Genomic DNA, 16,490 nt, shown 5'->3' with positions numbered 1-16,490 from the left:
GCCTTCCTTGTCTATGACGCATGAGTCATGGCTGGAGGGCACACCACTCCCGTATCTGCTCGCCCGTGAGCACGCAAACCTGTCACCGCCGTTCCGATGGCTCGCCTGGGAATGCGGCTCGAGCATCAGGAACGGTAGGTGCAACAGACAAGCGCACGAGACCGCCCCGCAGACTGACGTCAGTCCGCGCGGGCCCGGTCTGGGTGGCAGCGTGATGAAACCCCCTCTGGTCCAATGCGGAGCTGCTCTGCCTGGACTCTCACACCCTACACAATGAGAAACACGACTGCGAGTAAAAACAGCGTAACCCGGTATTTTTTCCGTAAGATTTTTGCTCAAAGGAAATGGACGTTTTGCTTGAATCTCGGTTCGATGAAAAAGCGTGTGGTGCTTCACACCTCGTGAAGGGCTCCGGCCGGGAGCCGGAGGCAGTAGGCCCTCTGTCACCTACCCGCTACCTTCTTGCGGCGCGCTCCGTGAGCGGTAAGAGCCACTCCATGCGCTACACGCCCATCATTGGCACGCTCGGCTACGTCATGTCCCCGGACGGGACGAAGGTGCTGCTCATCCATCGCAATGCGCGTCAGAACGATGCGCACCTCGGCAAGTACAACGGGCTCGGCGGGAAGATGGAGCCCGGCGAGGACGTGGTCTCCTGCATGCGCCGGGAGATTCGCGAGGAGGCGGGCATCGAGTGCACGGAGCTGACGCTGCGAGGCACCATCAGCTGGCCCGGCTTCGGCCCGAAGGGAGAGGACTGGCTCGGCTTCGTCTTCCGCATCGACCGCTTCGAGGGCACGCCCTACGAGCGCAACGCGGAGGGGACGCTCTCCTGGGTCCCGGTGAAGGACATCATGAGCCTGCCGCTCTGGGATGGGGACCGCCACTTCCTGCCGCTGGTGTTCGACGGCGACCCGCGGTCCTTCCACGGCGTCATGCCCTACGCCGACGGCCACGCGGTGAGCTGGTCCTTCACGCGCATCTGAGACGCGGAGCCCCGCGGGCGCGTCTCACCGTGTCCGGCCGGGCGCGTCCTCGCCGAAGGTGTCGCACGCCTCGACGGTGCCCTGCTCGAACCCCCGGCGGAACCAGAAGGCGCGTTGCTCCGAGGAGCCGTGGGTGAAGGACTCGGGGACGACCCGGCCCCGGGCGCGCCGCTGCAGCGTGTCGTCACCCACGGCCGAGGCCGCGGTCAGCCCCTCCTCGACGTCTCCCCGCTCGAGCACCTGGCGCTGACGCTGCGCGTGGTGGGCCCAGATGCCGGCGAAGCAGTCCGCTTGCAGCTCCTGCAGCACGGACAAGGCGTTGGCGTCCTCGGGGGACTGGGTCCGCATCGCCTGGACGCGTTTGGAGATGCCGAGCAGGTTCTGCACATGGTGCCCCACCTCGTGCGCCACCACGTAGGCGCGCGCGAAGTCGCCGGGAGCCTCGAAGCGCTGGTCCAGCTCCTGGAAGAAGCCGAGGTCCAGGTACACGCGCTCGTCCAGCGGGCAGTAGAAGGGCCCCACCGCGCTCTCCTGGACGCCACAGGCGGACTCCACCGCGTCCGAGAAGAGGACGAGGTGTGGCTCGACGTAGCGCACGCCCAGGGGCAGGAGCAGGTCCGGCCAGGTGTCCTCGGTGTCCGCGAGCACGACGGAGGCAAAGTCCTCGAGCTGCGCCTGAGCGGAGTCCACCGGCCTGCCAGCGCCGCCGGTGCCGGGCCCCATCGCGGGGCCTCCCCCGGACAGGACGGTTCCGGGATCGCCGCCGAACAGCATCATCAAGAGGGCGACCACGAGTGTCGCGGCACCGCCACCCACCACCAGCGGGCGCCCCACGCCCATGCCGCGCCGGTCCTCGATGTTCGAGCTACGGCGACCCCCTTGCCACCTCATCCGTTCCCCCTCCTCTCGAACTCCCTTCCCGCTCCAAGGTAGGCAGCCCGGCATGGCCCATCGAGCAAGGTTCCACCCGTGTCTCGGTGCTCGGGCGAAGGGAGGGCGAGCAGGAGAGCAGCGGGCGTGCTCAGCGCAGGGGGCGTTTGAAGCAGTAGTTGCGGTAACTGTCGATGGTGACGAGCTCCCAACCCTGTAGGCCCGCGGCCTGGAGCTGCGGCGTGAGGTCTCGCGGATCCATGCGGTTGAGCGGCATTTCTGGCCGCATGCAGTAGTAGTCCCAGCGCGGAATGCTCGTCTCCGACTGCGCGAGCGCGGGGGGCAGCCAGCGCACCTGGGAGACCGCGCAGCCGGCCAGGAACGTGAGTGCGAACAGGATGTTGCGGCGGGTGTTGGTGTCCATGGTTCTCTCTCCTTGGGCTACCCTACACCTCCCATGGCTCAGTCCGTCTCACCGCTCCCATCCTCTCCTCCGCCCCCGGCATCCCCTGGTGACTTCTCCGAGGGCAGTGCGCCTCGCTTTGGTTGGTTGCCCGCGCCGGGCACGTGGAAGTTCCACCTGCTGCTGAGCGCGGTGGCCATCTTCGTGCTCGGGCCGCTGGGCGGTATCGCCGCCTCGTACATGAACTTCAGCCTGGGCTTCTTCGTGGGCGGGCAGGTGCTGGCCGGCATCCTCGGCAGCGCCGTCACCTATGGCTATGGCCCCGAGGGCAAACACGGCGCCAACTACATGCAGACGATGGCCGCCTCGGTGGCCTCGATGTGCGCCATGTCCGTGCTCATCCAGGCCATGGTGTGGTTGGGCATGCCGCAGCCGGCGGCCTGGCACCTGATGCTCTTCGTGGGCTGCGTGGGCATGTTCGGCGTGGGCGTGGGCATGCTCTACACGCCGCTGCTCGTGGACCGGTTGCAGCTCGACTATCCCTCGGGCTACGCGGTGGCCAACATCCTCCGGGCGCTCACCGACAAGCGCCTGCTGAAGGTCTCCATCGCCAAGCTGGGTGGTGGCACCGGCCTGGGCGCGATGGTGGCGGGGCTCACCGAGCACGTCGCTGCCCTGGGCTCCATCGGCTTGAGCGGCTCCACGGTGGGCGCGGGCATGGTGGTGGGCAGCCGCATCACCGTGCCGGCCATCCTCGGCGGGCTCGTCGGCGCGGCCTTCACGCCCTATCTCCGGGAGATTGGCTGGCTGGGCGCGCAGGAGCCGTTCCGCAAGATTGGTTTCATCATCGGTCTGGCCATGATTTGCGGCGCGGCGGTGGTGGACCTGTCGCTCCTGGCGGTGCAGGCGGTCGAGCGGGTTCGCAACCGGGTGAAGGCTCCGCCCGACGAGGTGCCCGCGTGGAAGCAGGTGAACCTGCCGAGGCTGCTGGCCTGGGTGGTCTTCTGGGCCGTGGCGGTGGTGTGGGTGGCCACGTACCTGCTGAATCAGCCGTTGGGCTTCATCCTCTTCGGCATGGGGCTGTCGCTGCTCTTCGTGCTCATCAACGGCATCTCCTACGGCATCACCGACCAGAACCCCATCTCCAGCGCCTTCGTCATCTCGGTGCTGCTGATGTCGCTGCTCGGGCTGAGGAACCCGGTGGTGGGGTTGATGGCCTCGAGCATCCTGCTCATCTCCACGTCGGTGGGCTGTGACATGCAGCAGGATCGCTCCACGGGCTGGCGCCTGGGCACCAACCGCACCATCCAGTTCCGCTATCAGGTGATTGGCATCGTGATGGGCTCGGTGCTGTGCGTGGGACTGGCGAAGGTCTTCATGAGCGCCTATCCGGTGCTGGCCATCAACCAGATCGACCTCCCGAACGTCGACGTGGGCCAGTGGAGCTCGGCGATGACGTACAAGTTCGTGGGCGCCATCCGCAGCCTGGGCACGTTGTCGGACTACACGGTGAAGGCGCTGCTGCTGGGCCTGGTGCTCGGCTTCACCATCGAGGTGGCGCGCAAGCTGCTCAAGCGCAACGCGCGCTACCAGGCCTACGTGAAGGGCTCGCGCGCGGGTTACGCGGTGGGGTGGACGATGGACTCGTTGCTGCTGGCGAGCCCCTACGCCTCGTCGTTCGGCGCCTTCGTGACCCTGCCCGCGGCGCTGTGGTTCGGCGCGGGCGGCATCGTGTCCTCGCTGTGGAACACGCTGGCGCGGAAGCCGGCGCCGCATGTGGCGGGCTCGCCCGGCGAGGGCGAGACGCTGCCGGAGGACATGAGCACCACGTCGCTGGTGGGCGGTGGGCTCATCGCCGGCGAGTCGCTCTACTTCCTCTTCGTGGGACTCGCCGGGCTGGCGTCGCTGCTGTGGTGACTTCCCCTCGCTAGAAGAGGAAGTCGGTGGTGAGGAAGTCCGACTCGCGGCGGGTGAGGATGGACTGCACCAGCGTGGTGTTCTCGGTCGTCGTCTTCGCCGCGACGAGCGTGCGGATCGAGAACACCCGCAGCGCATCCGCCACCGACAGCGTGCCCTCGGCGGAGTCCTTGCGGCCGTTGAAGGGGAACGTGTCCGGCCCGCGCTGGCACTGGCAGTTGAGGTTGATGCGGCCCACCTGGTTGGAGAACGCGTCGATGAGCTTCCCGATGCGCGCGGAGTCCTTGCCGAAGATGCTCAGCTGCTGGCCGAAGTTGGAGTTGACGACGTAGCGGATGACCTCCTCGTCCTCGTCGAAGACCATCACCGGAATGACCGGGCCGAACTGCTCCTCGGTCGCCAGGCGCATCTCGCTCGTCACCGGGTACACCACGGCGGGTGAGTAGTACGACTGGTTCGTCCGCCCACCGAGTTGGTTGACGACGCGGGCGCCCTTCGCCACGGCGTCATCGACCAGGCCCTTCAGGTAGGCCGTCTTGCCAGGCTCGGGCAGCGGGGTGAGTGCGACGCCCGGGTCCCAGGGCATGCCGGGCTTGAGGCGGTCCACCGCGGCGGTGAAGCGCTCGAGGAACGGCTCGACGATGCGCCGGTGCACCAGGAGCACCTTGAGCGCCGTGCACCGCTGCCCGTTGAAGGACAGCGTGCCGGTGATGCACTCCTTCACGGCGTTATCGAGGTCCGCGTCCTCGAGAATGATGGCCGGGTTCTTCGCATCCAGCCCGAGCACGGCCTTCAGGCGGTGCGGCCGCGGGTGCATGCGCTTGAGCTCGCTGGCGCCCTTGTTGGTGCCAATGAAGGCGAAGACGTCCACCTTGCCGCTCTCCATCAGCGCGCCCACCGTCTCGCGGCCCCGGCCGTAGATGATGTTGATGACGCCCGGCGGGAAGCTGTCGCGGAACGCCTCCAGCAGCGGGCGGATGAGCAGCACGCCGAACTTCGCCGGCTTGAAGACGACCGCGTTGCCCATGAGCAGGGCGGGGAAGAGCGTGCTGAAGGTCTCGTTGAGCGGATAGTTGTACGGGCCCATGCACAGCGCCACGCCCAGGGGCGCCCGGCGGATCTGCGCCATGATGCCCTGATCCTGCACGAAGCGGGACGAGGTGCGGTCCAGCTCCTTGAGCGCGCGGATGGTCTCCACGATGAGGTCCACCGTGCGGTCGAACTCCTTCTCGGAGTCGGCCTGCGTCTTTCCAATCTCCCACATCAGCAGGTTCACCACCGCGGTGCGCTGCGCGCGCATGGCCACGAGGAAGCGCTCGACGTGCTCGATGCGCTCGGCGACGCGCATGCTCGGCCAGACGCCGCGGCCGTTGTCGTAGGCCTTCACCGCGGCCTCCAGCGCCTCGAGCGACTCCCGCGAGGTGAGCAGCGGCGTGGCGCCGATGACCTTGGGCTCCAATCCCCGGGGCGTTTTCACGAAGACCGGGCTCTGCACGGGGTTGAGCTCGCCTTCCCAGACCCGAAGCTTGCCTCCAACGAGGTACTCGCGCTGCTCGAGGTACCCGGGGAGCCGCACGCTGGCGGGAATCTGTTCGTCCGTGGGGAAGATGTCGTCGAGGGAGGTCATGGATGTCCTTTCTGCGTCACTATCTACGACCCGGGCTCCTTCCGCGCTCTTGAACTTGAGGCCGCTGTGATGCCGCTGGAGATTTTCAAGGGAGCTTCGCTGTCTGGGCGGTGTGCGAAGCCGTGGGGGGCCTGTTGCGGGGACGTGCCATGAAAGCGTCTGGTGGGCTACGGCTCGGCGAGTGGCCCGCCCCCCGCGGTGGACGTGGAGGCGCTCTTCGAGAAGACGGGAGGCTTCGGATCCGGGCAAGGGGGTGCTGACCGTGGCGGGGTAGGGCCACGTCAGGCCTGTCTCGCGGCCAGGACCGCACGCCGGACAAGCTCGCGAAAGCCCCGTGCCGCGGGGTCGGCATGGGTGCGATCGTGCCAACACATCGCGATCTTCACGGAGTGCGCGGGGACCGGAGCGTTGACGGTGCGCACGCCCAGACGTGTGCCCAACCCGGCGAAGAGCGACTCCGGGAGCGTCGCGACGAGATCGGTCGCGGCCACGACCGCGGCGGCGGCCGTGAACGAGGGCACCGTCATCGCGAGCTGGCGGCGGACGCCTGAGCGCGCGTACGCGACGCCGACGAGATCCCGGAAGCCCTTGCCCGGTACCATCTCCACGCCGACATGCCGGAGCGTGCCGAGCTCGCGCGCGGACAGGCGCTTGCCGAGCGCGGGGTGGGCTCGGCGGGCCACGAGGACGGTGCGCTCGTCCAGCAGTGGCGCGATGTGCAGGCCCGAGCCCCGTCCGGCGAGGCCGATGTGCAGATCGACCGCGGACGAGGTCAAGTCGCCGAGCGAGACGAGCGAGTCGATGCCGACCACCGAGAGGTGCGCCTTCGGCATCTCCGCGGCCATCGAGGCGGCGATCCGCGGTACCCAGGTGAGCTGACCCGCATCGGCGACGGCGAGGGTGAAGGAGCGCGTGCAGCTCGCCGGCTCGAACGGGGCCTCGTGGATCGCCAGCTCCAGCTCCCGCAGGCCGCGTGCGATGGCGGGCGCGAGCGCGACCGCGCGCGGCGTGGGGACGATGCCGCGGCCCTTGCGCGTCACGAGCGGATCTCCGAGCGCGGAGCGGAGGCGTGCGAGGCCGTTGCTGATCGCGGACGGCGTGACGTGAAGCCGCTCGGCCGCGCGCGCCACGCTGCGCTCGGTGAGGACGGTGTGGAGCATCAGGAGGAGGTTGAGGTCGAGGGAGGCGATCGGAATGCTCACGGCGGGTGAGCTTACTGCTCACCCATCATCACTAACAGGGAGGACTCACCGGCCTCATGATGCGGGCATGCACAGGTTGCTCGGCTGGTTCGTCGCGGGCGCGCTCGCCGCGTGCCACACCCCCACTCCTCTTCTTTCTCGGAGCACTCCCATGTCCACGGCCCATCACATCAATGTCCTCGACTCGTTCATCTTCTACCGAGAGGCCGGGACCGGCTCGCCGATCGTGTTCCTGCACGGGAACCCCACTTCCTCGCACGTGTGGCGCAACGTGCTCCCCCAGCTCGCCGGCCGCGGCCGGTGCTTCGCGCCCGACCTCATCGGGATGGGGAGCTCGGGCAAGCCCGACATCGCCTATCGATTCGCGGATCATGCGCGGTACCTCGATGCGTGGTTCGCGGCGCTCGACCTGCGCGAGGTCGTGCTCGTCGGCTATGACTGGGGGGGAGTTCTCGCCCTGGACTGGGCGCGGCGGCACCCGGAGCGCGTGCGCGGCGTGGTCGTATTCGAGACGTTCCTCCGGCCGATGCACTGGAGTGACTGGGCTCCTCAGGGCGAGCAACTGTTCCGCGCCTTGCGCACGCCAGGGGTCGGCGAGAAGCTGGTGCTCGAGCAGAACGAGTTCCTCGCGCGGTCGCTCGCGAATGGCGTCCAGCACGGCCTCGCGGAGAGCGACCGCGGCGTGTACTACGCCCCGTACCCGGATCCGTCGTCGCGGCGCCCGGTGCTGCAGTGGCCTCGAGAGATCCCCATCGACGGCGAGCCCGCCGACGTCGCCGCGGTGATCGAGCGCTACGGCGAGTGGCTTGCGCACACGCCTGCGAAACCAGCGCTCCTGCTGACGTTCGGGGACACCGGGCTCAACGATCCGAAGATCGTCGAGTGGGCGCGAAGCACGCTCCGGGCGCTCGAGATCGTCCCGCTCGGTCGTGCGGGACACCATGCGCCTGAAGACGCGCCTGATGAGATCGCGCGCGCCATCCGGAGCTGGCTTGATCGCCATGCGTTGTGAGCGCCTCGAGCCGAAGCTCCCGCTTTATCAGCCGTCACCGGTCGACGCACATCGGCCCCTCACCCTGGGACCGGATGATGGGCCAGGGGCGCTCATCGCAAACGCCAATGTTCCAGCTGTTCCACCCTCCGCCGTGGGGGTCCTGGCCCCAGTCCCGGTAGGCCGCTTCGAGCACGTCCGGCACGAAGCCCAGGCCACGCTTGTCCCGGAAGCTGTCCCAGAAGCCGATGTTCGTCCCGTCGTCATAGCTGGCCATCAGCATGGACGGGCCCTGGGTCGCCGGGGTGCCGTCGTTCTTCGGCCAGTAGTAGGTCTGCCGCACGGGCAGGTCCGTCGTCCGAAGAGATAGCCGACGCCAAGTTCGCGCAGGATGTCGAACAGGTAGTCGCGAGTCCAACGCGTGGCGGACGTTTGCATTTGAGTCATGGGATTGACTCGGGGCAAAGGGAGCCCGGCCCTGGCACGCACCGAGCAGGACAGGGGTTTCCTGTTCATCAACAGTTCTTGAAACCGTGACAGTGCGTACTCTTAACGATTGGCCCGGAGCGGGAAGACCCGCGCATGAGGGAGCCACGTACGCGCGGGTGTCGGACGCGGCCTACCGGCGGACCGGGCTCGGCCGGAACCACGTGGGCTCGGACCGGACCGTCGTGCCTCCCGTGAACATGCCGCCGGTGAAGAAGGCCTCCTCGAAGAAGTGGTACGGGTTGATGAGCTCGGGGCGGCTGGCGGCTTCCAGTCGCTCGGCGAGCGGGGCCGGAATCTCCACGTCGAGGGCGCGCAGGTTGGTCTCGAGCTGCTCCAGCCGCGTCGCGCCGATGAGGGTGGACGCCACGCCGGGCCGGCGCGTCACCCACGCGAGGGCCACCTGCGCCGGAGGCCGGTCCAGCTGGCGGGCCACGTCCTTCAGCGCGTCGACGATGTCCCAGTTGCGCTCGGTGAAGAGCTTGGTGAACCCCGGGTTGCCGGAAGAGGAGACGGAGGGGAGCCGGCCTTCGCCCTTCGCCTGGACGCCCTCGCGGGTGTACTTGCCCGACAGCAGCCCTGATGCCAGCGGACTCCAGGGGGTGATGCTTGCCCCGAGCGCCAGTGCCGCCGGGATGTGCTCGCGCTCGATGTTGCGCTCGACGAGCGAGTACTCCAGTTGCAGCGCCGCGATGCGCTCCAGGCCCTCACGCTCCGCGAGCGTCTGTGCGCGAGCGAAGTACCAGGCCGGCACGTCGGACAGTCCGATGTAGCGGACCTTGCCCTCACGCACGAGGTGGGTGAGCGTGTTCATCACCTCCTCCACGGGCGTGAGGCCGTCCCACGCGTGCAGCCAGTAGAGGTCCACGTAGTCTGTCTTCAATCGCCGCAGCGAGCCCTCCAGCGCGCGGTAGATGTTCTTGCGGCCGTTGCCGCCGGCGTTGGGGTCTCCCGGCGAGGTGTTGATGGTGAACTTCGTCGCGATGACCGCGCTGTCTCGCCCGCCGTGTTGCGCGAAGTACTCGCCGATGAGCTGCTCGCTGGTGCCGCCCGTGTAGCCGTCCGCCGTGTCCACGAAGTTACCGCCCGCCTCCAGGTAGCGTGCCAGGATGCGGTGGGCGGTTTCCTTCGGGCTGCCCCAGCCCCACTCGGTGCCGAAGGTCATGGTGCCCAGGCACAGCGGGCTCACGCGCAGGCCGCTGCGGCCCAGCAGGTGGTACTGCGCCAGCGAGTCGATTCGAGGTGTCGTCGTCATGTGTCTCCCCTGTGGATGGCTTCAAATTGCCGTCCAGGGGCCGCGGAATGAAGACGCGAAATCCGCACACACTCTTTAGAATCTCTTAGAAATGGCTCTTACGCCCCTCAATGCCCTGGCCGTGTTCGTCACCGTCGCCCGGCGTCGCAGCTTCTCCCAGGCCGCGAAGGAGCTCGGGGTCTCCTCGTCCGCGGTGAGTCAGGCCGTCCGCCAGTTGGAGGAGAAGCTGGGACAAGCGCTGCTCGCCCGCACCACGCGCAGCGTGTCGCTCACCGAGGCCGGGCGCCGGCTCATGGAAGACGCCGCGCCGGGTCTCCAGTCCGCGCTGGCGGCGCTCGAGCACCTGTCCGCCGACACCACGCAACTCACGGGCTCGCTTCGCCTGTCGGTGCCCGAGTTCTCGCTGCCGCTCGTGGTCGAGCCCGTGTTGGCGAAATTCCTCGAGGTCCACCCGCACGTGCGCGTCAACGTGTCCGTGCAGGACCGGTTCGTCAACATCGTCGAGGAAGGTTTCGACGCGGGCATCCGTCTGTCAGAGGCGGTGGAGCGTGACATGGTCCAAGTGCGCCTCACGCCCGCCTTCCGGTTCCTCGTCGTGGGAGCACCCTCGTACCTCGAGCAGCACGGGACTCCGCGGCGGCCGAAGGACCTGGCCCACCATGCCTGCTTGGGTTACCGCTCGCCTTCGACGGGGCTGCCGTACCATTGGGAATTCGAGCAGGGGCGGCGGGAACTCAGCATGCCAGTGAAAGGGCCGCTCACCTCGGATCACGCGCCGCTGGTGCTGAGCATGGCCGCCGCGGGCCTGGGCCTCGCCTACGTGGCCGAGAGCCAGGCCGTCCCCTGGCTGCGCACCGGTGCGCTGCGGCCCGTGTTGGAAGATTGGGCGCCCACCGTGCCGGGCCTCTTCCTGTACTTCCCCAACCGGACGCGAGCCTCCCGCCCGCTGCGCGCGTTCATCGACATGGCGCGAGACATCCTCCCACGACGCTGAGCCCTGCACCCTTTCCGCCCGGAGCGAGGCACGCCAGTGGCGAACTCTGCGCATGCTCAAGTTCACTGCTGCTGGGGCAGTTGTGGGGGCGGTATGGGGTCTTGTTCAGACCATTGAGACGTTTTGGCACATGTCGCTGAAGGTTCGGAAGCTTCGAGCGGAGGTTAAAAGCTTGAACGAGAGAACACGGTGGCTCGTGCCTCCGCTTGTACAAGTTCCAAGCGAGCCGCTTGCTCATATTCAAGAACTCGATAAAGAGCATGTTGCCGATACCGTTCTTTGCCGTCTTGAAAAATCAGAGGTCAAGATCTCCCAAGCGGATGTTGACCCTCGTGATGGATCTGACCGAGGGCAAGAACTGGTAGTATTTCAGGGTTTCTGAGCCGATGGGGCTGACAAGCAAAAATGCCTCTGATCTTCAGTCCACCGTTGCTCATAACCTTTTGGACCGATGGTTCTACAGATCATCGATTTTGGCTTGTTCTCGTGCAGCGTCAAAATCTCTGAATAGTACCTTGCTCATGTAAGCGATACGAACGTTGATCCGGAGGTCTCCTTGATCGGCAGTGAGTAGAAGGATCGATTCAGGGATGTCCCAGATGGCGTTTAGTGCAGCATGACCTAGCGTTACTGCCGTACCTAAGTGATCCGGAGAGTCCACAAACAAGCTGCGGTCACGCCACGTTACTTCGTCTTTTTTCGGGGAACCGTATTTCTTGGTTAACAACGTCTTTAGTTTCGAAAAATCCGAAAGATACTGCGCGGCAGATGTGTGAGTGTCAGTAAGAACAATTATGACGATAGCGAGCTTGTCATTCGTGAAGCCAAAGGCCGTCAAGGTTTTATGGCCGGCTGTTGTGCCCTGAAAACCCAGCATGGGCATTTTGTCGACAACCACCTCTTCTGCAGTCGGGTACAAGCGCTTTACCTCTGCGCGACTCATTCCCCAAAGAGCCTTCTGGTATCCTTCGGAACTTTGATAGTCGCGTGGTATCGCAGTGACTTGCGCGGAGGGTGCGCGCCCAGTAGTCGCCTCGTTAGCCGTGGTTGTGGTGGCGGCATTTGCTGTTCTGTCTGTGCCCAACGTTGTTGGCTGGGCAGATGAATCACCGGCCGCGACTGTTGTGTGATCAGCGTCTTGCTCTTTCTTCTGCTGCGCTTCTGCTTCCTCGTTTGCCTTTCGCCGGGCCAGATCGGCTGCGAGCCGCTCCTGTTCGGCACGACGGGTCGCTTCGGCTATGGCCTCTGTTTTCGCTAGGGCTTCTTTTCGGGCCGCCTCCGCCCGAGCATATGTCTCGTGCTCTTGATTGTTTTTGAAGGTAGTCCAATCAGCCTTTGCTTTCTTGCAATTGTTTGCCCGAGTGAAGCCGATAATGGAGGAAACGGCAAACGGGGCGGCGATTGCCAGCATGCCAATAATTCCGCTTGTGTCCGACTGCGCATTGGGAGCGCCGCTGACATTCATTGCTATAGCTGTCCCCGCAGTTGCGGTAAATACTCCTGCGATAACCGTATCCGTGATGGCCGGCCATCGAGCAGTTGTGCATGCTGGGTCATGGGTGAGGGGACGGTGGGGTGGGGGACCGCGTGTTTTGACCAGCGAGCAGCCGGGTGTTGTCGCGGCCAGCAAGAGGGCGCATACGGCGGCGCCGAGTCGCGAAGTCAGTCCGTTGTTGTGTAGAGTCATGAGCCGAGACGGTGGCACGCTCTGCGCGAGTTCGCCAAATTTCATGTGTGGGGATGTGGGAGTCTTGCGACGAGAGCCGCGAGAGGGGGCGGTGTCAAAGAAGTCAATATGCCCGAGGTTTCCCGGTGAGCTTCGCGAGTAAGGCGATGCGGGAAACTCTGCATGCGTTCCTCGACAGCCTGTCCGCTGAACCCTCGCACCGACGTTGTTTGGAGGGACCCTGCGAGGCCTACTGTCTTCCTGCAAGAATCTCCCGGAGTAGACCGCGTTCCTCCAACGACTGTTGGGCTCGGAGGCTCAGGGCGACATGCTCTGGGTTGGTCGTGCTGATGCGCTCTGGAGTGAGGACGACGAGCGCGCCCTTGTCCTCCACTGACTCGACGCGCACTGGCTCCGGAAGGGTCGGCACTTCACCCCATTGGCGCGAGTAATACGTCAGCCAGCCCACGAAGGTTCCGGGAAGTCGTGTCGGAGACAGGTGCTCCCGAAGGTCCCGGGGCGCTGCAACGGCCCAGTCTGGCTCCCAGGCCTGCACCATGGCGCGCATTACACTGGTGAGCACGGGGAGGGTGACCAGGCGGTCCCACCCTGGTGGCTCCGAGGGGAAGTAGAGGAGGACGTTGTTTGGAGCCGCTTCGGCCAGCGAGCCGCAGGTGAGCGTTAGCATTCCCCCCTGGTTCTCGACATGGCCTGTCCATGCTCCGAACGAGAAGCCGTCGTCCCAGAGTTGGTGCTTCTTCTTGCTGAAGAAGCGCACGAAGGTGTCGAACGTAGGCTCGAACTGGAGCTGGAGTGCTCTCTGGGTCGAACTCGCCTTTTCGTACCAACGGGCGTAGTCGGCGTGACAGGTCGCCAGGAGTCGAAAGAAATTCTCGGCTCGCCGGGCGCACTGTTGGGCCGACTCCGGACGGCAGCCCCAGTAGGCCGCAGCGTAATAGGGTTCGCTCATAGGTGATAGGCCTCAGAGCCGGGGCTGTGTGTACTCCACCTCGATTTTGACGCCCCACTCCGAGAACAGCTTTTGAAGGATGGGAACCATTCGGGGCTGCGCCACGTGCCAGCGGACACGCAACCCTCCGGCCAGTTGGGTCTGCCTTCGAGCCTGCCTCTCCAATCCTTCCAGTCCCTCGAATTCGAATAGGGGCTCGAGATTGGGTTTGAACCAGTGGTCGTACCCTTCGCCCTTGGCTTCCAGCAAGGTGCCGGTCTTGGGGTCATATCCGTCGTACTCCACGCACCTGCCATTGCGACAGATCTTGTAGCACCAGCCCTTGGGAGCGCCCGTTACCTGGGCCTGATAGGCGCGCGACCGTTCGGACATGCTGGACGTGTCTTCCACCCACTGGCCGGGACCACCCATGGGAGGCCAGCCACCGTTACCAGCGACGGACATGTGGAGGATGGAGACGGCCCCTACTCCCGCGCCGAGCGTGGTCGTCAACGTGCCTGCAGACACCACCACCGTGCTCAACGACAGCTCGCCTGTAGCTGTGAGCGACAGCACTGGCAGTTCTGACCCCAACGGGCCAATGCGCCCCACCGTGCCGACCGTACCCGCGGCGCCCCCGTACATCATGAGCAGGTGCGTGGACAGCCGCGCCGCTTCGCGTATCTGGTCCTGCAAGGACATGGCGCCAAAGCGCGCGAAGTACTCGGGTGAGGATGCAATCAGCCGTGCCACCGTGGTGGGTAGTTGCGTGAGACCTTCGGCACTTCGGATGGGGTGGAGGATGGACTGGGCGAGCGCGAGCGCCAGTTCACCCATTGCCTCCTGCGCCCCATCCAGCGCGGCATTGAGCGGGTCTCGCCCCAGTCCTACTTCGGCCCAGGGGCTGGTGTCGCGCCGTTGGAGCGCCTCATTCACCGGATAGAGGACACCGCCGTGCGAAAAGTAGAAGGCTCCGACCACGAGCCGGAGCACCTTGAATTCGCCATCCTCGAGCTTCACTGCGCCCAGTCGTTGGATGGGCTCGCCGTGGAGCGTCGTTACCAGGTAGCCATCCGGGCGCACCATGACGAGGTGTCGGAAGCGCTCCGTGCGCCGCACCAGCTCCGCGTAGCCCACACGCTTGCCACCCGTGAGCACCTCGCGCAGCAACAGAGAGAGGGCGCGAAGCGGAGCGAAGTTCCGCTGCGTCACGCGTATTTTCGCTAACCCGCTCCGGAGTTGACGCGCCTGCTCCAGGTAGAGTGCGGCTCCTACTGGGTGCCGTGATGCACCTTCCAGGCCGCATGCCTCCTGCACCATCTGGAACGCATCCGGCTCCTGCTCGAAGAAGCCACCTGCGCTGCCCGCCACCTCTACCGGTGAATTCCCTGGAGCGCGAAGACGAGGGCCCGCGGTGCACCCTTCGAGCAGCATGAAAGCGACCAGGGCCAGAAGTACCGACAGGGCCCTGGTTCGAGGTGACGCGGAACTGCCACTGCCGGGGCCCATCATCGAGGTGGGCCTCATCGGACAGGCATTACTTCGCCGCGGTGTCGCGCTTGCTGAGGACCTCGCACTCGGTGGACAGCTCGTAGATGAGCGGTACGCCGGTGGCGAGCTCCAGTCCCACCACCTGCTCGCCGGTGAGCTTGTCGAGCTTCATCACCAGGGAGCGGTTGGAGTTGCCGTGCGCCACCACGAGCACGTTCTTGCCCTGGCGCAGGTCGCCCGCGATGGCGCGGTCGTAGAAGGGCAGCACTCGCCTGGCCGTCATCTCCAGCGACTCGCCATTGGGGGGCGGCGTGTCGTAGGAGCGGCGCCACAGCTTCACCTGGTGGTCTCCCCAGCGCTTGGCGGCGTCCTCCTTGTTGAGGCCCTGGAGATCGCCGTAGTGGCGCTCGTTCAGCGAGGCGTCGCGGATGACGGGGATGGGCTGGCCGAGCGTCTGCAGGATGATGGCCAGCGTCTCCTGGGCGCGGGTGAGCGCCGAGGTGTAGGCCACGTCGAACTTCAGGCCATCCAGGGCCTTGGCGGCCTCCCGGGCCTCGGAGCGACCCTTCTCCGTCAGGGGAACGTCCACGAAGCCGGTGAAGCGGTTCTCATGATTCCACAGGGACTGACCGTGTCGGACGAGAGCGAGAATGGGCATGGTTGCGCCCTACTAGAACCCGGGCCTGGATGTAAACCTCTATGATTCCGCTTAGTTGGCCGTGTGGCCCCCACCCCGGGCCACCGAGCTCCCCAATGTGCGCACGCGCTCCAGCAACTCGATGAACTCCTCGCGCTCGGCGTTGCCGCGAGGCGTGGCGTCCCGGGCGATTCTCACCACCTGCGCCAGGCTCCAGCGTTCGGCGTGCGGGCTGTGGCGCAGCAGTTCCGCGGCGCCCATGACGGCGGTGGCGAAGCGCAGGTCCTGGGGCGCCTTGGTGAAGGAGGACGCGAGCGCGCTGGCGGGGAAGCGGTACACGTGCTCCGAGGCCGTCTCGCCCCGGGGCCGTTTGGCGCGGAGGCGCACGGTGGCCAGGCCCTCGCCCGCTTCGGGCTTGAGCTCCAACTCGTAGAGCGCGGTGACCGTGTGCCCGGAGCCGAGCTCCCCCGCGTCCACCTTGTCGTCGCGGAAGTCCCTGTCGGCGATGTTCCGGTTCTCGTAGCCCACGAGCCGGTAGCGGGCCACCTGCGCGGGGTCGAACTCCACCTGGAGCTTCACGTCCTGGGCGATGACCTCCAGGGTTCCGCCGAGCTGCTCCTGGAAGATGCGGCGCACGGCCATGAGCGAGTCCACGTAGTCGTGGTTGCCGGGGGTGAACGCCGAGGCCTGCCTGCCCGAAGGCGACACTGCCTCCTCCCCGACCCCGGGTCCCAATGCTTCCGATACCACCTATCCCTATGGCCGCGCCGCCGCCCGCCCCCTGAAGCGAGCTCCTGAGCCCGAGTCCTCCGAGCCCCTGGGCGGTGCCTCCGCTGTCCGCGCTGAAGACCTTCATGGCCACCGGCTCCGCGAGCTTCTCCTTCCGATACTCCTTCCGCTCCATCGCGAGCGGCCGCTCTTCCTCGGGGCGCTGACATCCGCCGAGCGTCCCGCTCGCGACGGCCAGCGCGCACACGACACCCGTGACGGGCAGGGGGTTCCGCCTCATGCACTGC

The 16,490-nt window shown here is 66.2% G+C and carries 16 protein-coding genes; 5 read left to right on the top strand and 11 right to left on the bottom strand.

The annotated features are described in order from the left end of the window. Window positions 1–497: 497 nt before the first annotated feature. Window positions 498–986: an NUDIX hydrolase gene (locus JQX13_RS09125; RefSeq protein ID WP_203408655.1), complete on the top strand. Its 489-nt coding sequence runs from the start codon at window positions 498–500 to the stop codon at window positions 984–986. A gap of 24 nt (window positions 987–1,010) precedes the next feature. Here JQX13_RS09125 and ypfJ read toward each other — a convergent pair whose 3' ends face one another. Both ypfJ and JQX13_RS09115 read right to left on the bottom strand, forming a co-directional pair. Further along, the gene (gene ypfJ / locus JQX13_RS09120) at window positions 1,011–1,877 is read right to left on the bottom strand and encodes a KPN_02809 family neutral zinc metallopeptidase (RefSeq protein ID WP_203408654.1); all 867 of its coding nucleotides are present in this window, start codon (window positions 1,875–1,877) and stop codon (window positions 1,011–1,013) included. 130 nt (window positions 1,878–2,007) lie between these two features. Further along, complete coding sequence (locus JQX13_RS09115; RefSeq protein WP_203408653.1) at window positions 2,008–2,280, bottom strand: hypothetical protein; 273 nt, start codon at window positions 2,278–2,280, stop codon at window positions 2,008–2,010. 33 nt (window positions 2,281–2,313) lie between these two features. Between JQX13_RS09115 and JQX13_RS09110 the strand changes: the two genes are divergently transcribed. Then, entirely contained in the window at window positions 2,314–4,176 is a 1,863-nt protein-coding gene (locus JQX13_RS09110) for an OPT/YSL family transporter (protein WP_203408652.1), read from the top strand. Window positions 4,177–4,186: 10 nt separating this feature from the next. Here the strand turns inward: JQX13_RS09110 and JQX13_RS09105 are convergent, their stop codons facing one another. Further along, a complete protein-coding gene (locus JQX13_RS09105; RefSeq protein ID WP_203408651.1) occupies window positions 4,187–5,803 on the bottom strand; it encodes an NADP-dependent glyceraldehyde-3-phosphate dehydrogenase in 1,617 nt (538 codons plus the stop codon). Between the two features lie 281 nt (window positions 5,804–6,084). Then, window positions 6,085–7,005 (bottom strand): LysR family transcriptional regulator, encoded by a 921-nt coding sequence (locus JQX13_RS09100; protein WP_203408650.1) that lies wholly within the window; start codon window positions 7,003–7,005, stop codon window positions 6,085–6,087. 151 nt (window positions 7,006–7,156) lie between these two features. Here JQX13_RS09100 and JQX13_RS09095 point away from each other — a divergent pair, with 151 nt between their 5' ends. Next, window positions 7,157–8,017, top strand: coding sequence for a haloalkane dehalogenase (locus tag JQX13_RS09095; RefSeq protein WP_203408649.1), 861 nt, complete (start codon window positions 7,157–7,159; stop codon window positions 8,015–8,017). Window positions 8,018–8,051: 34 nt separating this feature from the next. Here the strand turns inward: JQX13_RS09095 and JQX13_RS09090 are convergent, their stop codons facing one another. Together JQX13_RS09090 and JQX13_RS09085 are read right to left on the bottom strand one after the other, a co-directional pair. Further along, window positions 8,052–8,339 (bottom strand): hypothetical protein, encoded by a 288-nt coding sequence (locus tag JQX13_RS09090; protein WP_203408648.1) that lies wholly within the window; start codon window positions 8,337–8,339, stop codon window positions 8,052–8,054. A 276-nt stretch (window positions 8,340–8,615) separates the two neighbouring features. Beyond that, window positions 8,616–9,737: an aldo/keto reductase gene (locus JQX13_RS09085; RefSeq protein WP_203408647.1), complete on the bottom strand. Its 1,122-nt coding sequence runs from the start codon at window positions 9,735–9,737 to the stop codon at window positions 8,616–8,618. Between the two features lie 91 nt (window positions 9,738–9,828). Between JQX13_RS09085 and JQX13_RS09080 the strand changes: the two genes are divergently transcribed. Together JQX13_RS09080 and JQX13_RS09075 are read left to right on the top strand one after the other, a co-directional pair. Further along, entirely contained in the window at window positions 9,829–10,731 is a 903-nt protein-coding gene (locus JQX13_RS09080; protein WP_203408646.1) for a LysR family transcriptional regulator, read from the top strand. A 52-nt stretch (window positions 10,732–10,783) separates the two neighbouring features. Further along, entirely contained in the window at window positions 10,784–11,113 is a 330-nt protein-coding gene (locus JQX13_RS09075; protein WP_203408645.1) for a hypothetical protein, read from the top strand. 75 nt (window positions 11,114–11,188) lie between these two features. On the opposite strand, the gene JQX13_RS09070 is transcribed toward JQX13_RS09075, so the two are convergent. The 5 genes from JQX13_RS09070 to JQX13_RS09050 all read right to left on the bottom strand — a co-directional run bounded on the left by JQX13_RS09070 (window position 11,189) and on the right by JQX13_RS09050 (window position 16,182). Continuing rightward, window positions 11,189–12,196, bottom strand: a complete 1,008-nt coding sequence (locus tag JQX13_RS09070; RefSeq protein ID WP_203408644.1) for a hypothetical protein — start codon at window positions 12,194–12,196, stop codon at window positions 11,189–11,191. A gap of 451 nt (window positions 12,197–12,647) precedes the next feature. Further along, a complete protein-coding gene (locus JQX13_RS09065) occupies window positions 12,648–13,367 on the bottom strand; it encodes an immunity 52 family protein (protein WP_203408643.1) in 720 nt (239 codons plus the stop codon). Window positions 13,368–13,379: 12 nt separating this feature from the next. Further along, on the bottom strand, window positions 13,380–14,558 hold the full coding sequence (locus JQX13_RS09060) for a Tox-REase-5 domain-containing protein (protein WP_239014633.1): 1,179 nt from the start codon (window positions 14,556–14,558) through the stop codon (window positions 13,380–13,382). A gap of 325 nt (window positions 14,559–14,883) precedes the next feature. Beyond that, window positions 14,884–15,495, bottom strand: coding sequence for a 2,3-bisphosphoglycerate-dependent phosphoglycerate mutase (locus JQX13_RS09055; protein ID WP_203408642.1), 612 nt, complete (start codon window positions 15,493–15,495; stop codon window positions 14,884–14,886). A 51-nt stretch (window positions 15,496–15,546) separates the two neighbouring features. Beyond that, on the bottom strand, window positions 15,547–16,182 hold the full coding sequence (locus JQX13_RS09050; RefSeq protein WP_239014632.1) for a YfbK domain-containing protein: 636 nt from the start codon (window positions 16,180–16,182) through the stop codon (window positions 15,547–15,549). Window positions 16,183–16,490 lie beyond the last annotated feature (308 nt).

The organism is Archangium violaceum (assembly GCF_016859125.1).
Lineage (GTDB): Bacteria > Myxococcota > Myxococcia > Myxococcales > Myxococcaceae > Archangium > Archangium violaceum_A.
The sequence above is the reverse complement of the archived record's forward strand: the minus strand, read 5'-3'. Positions and strand labels throughout refer to the sequence as shown.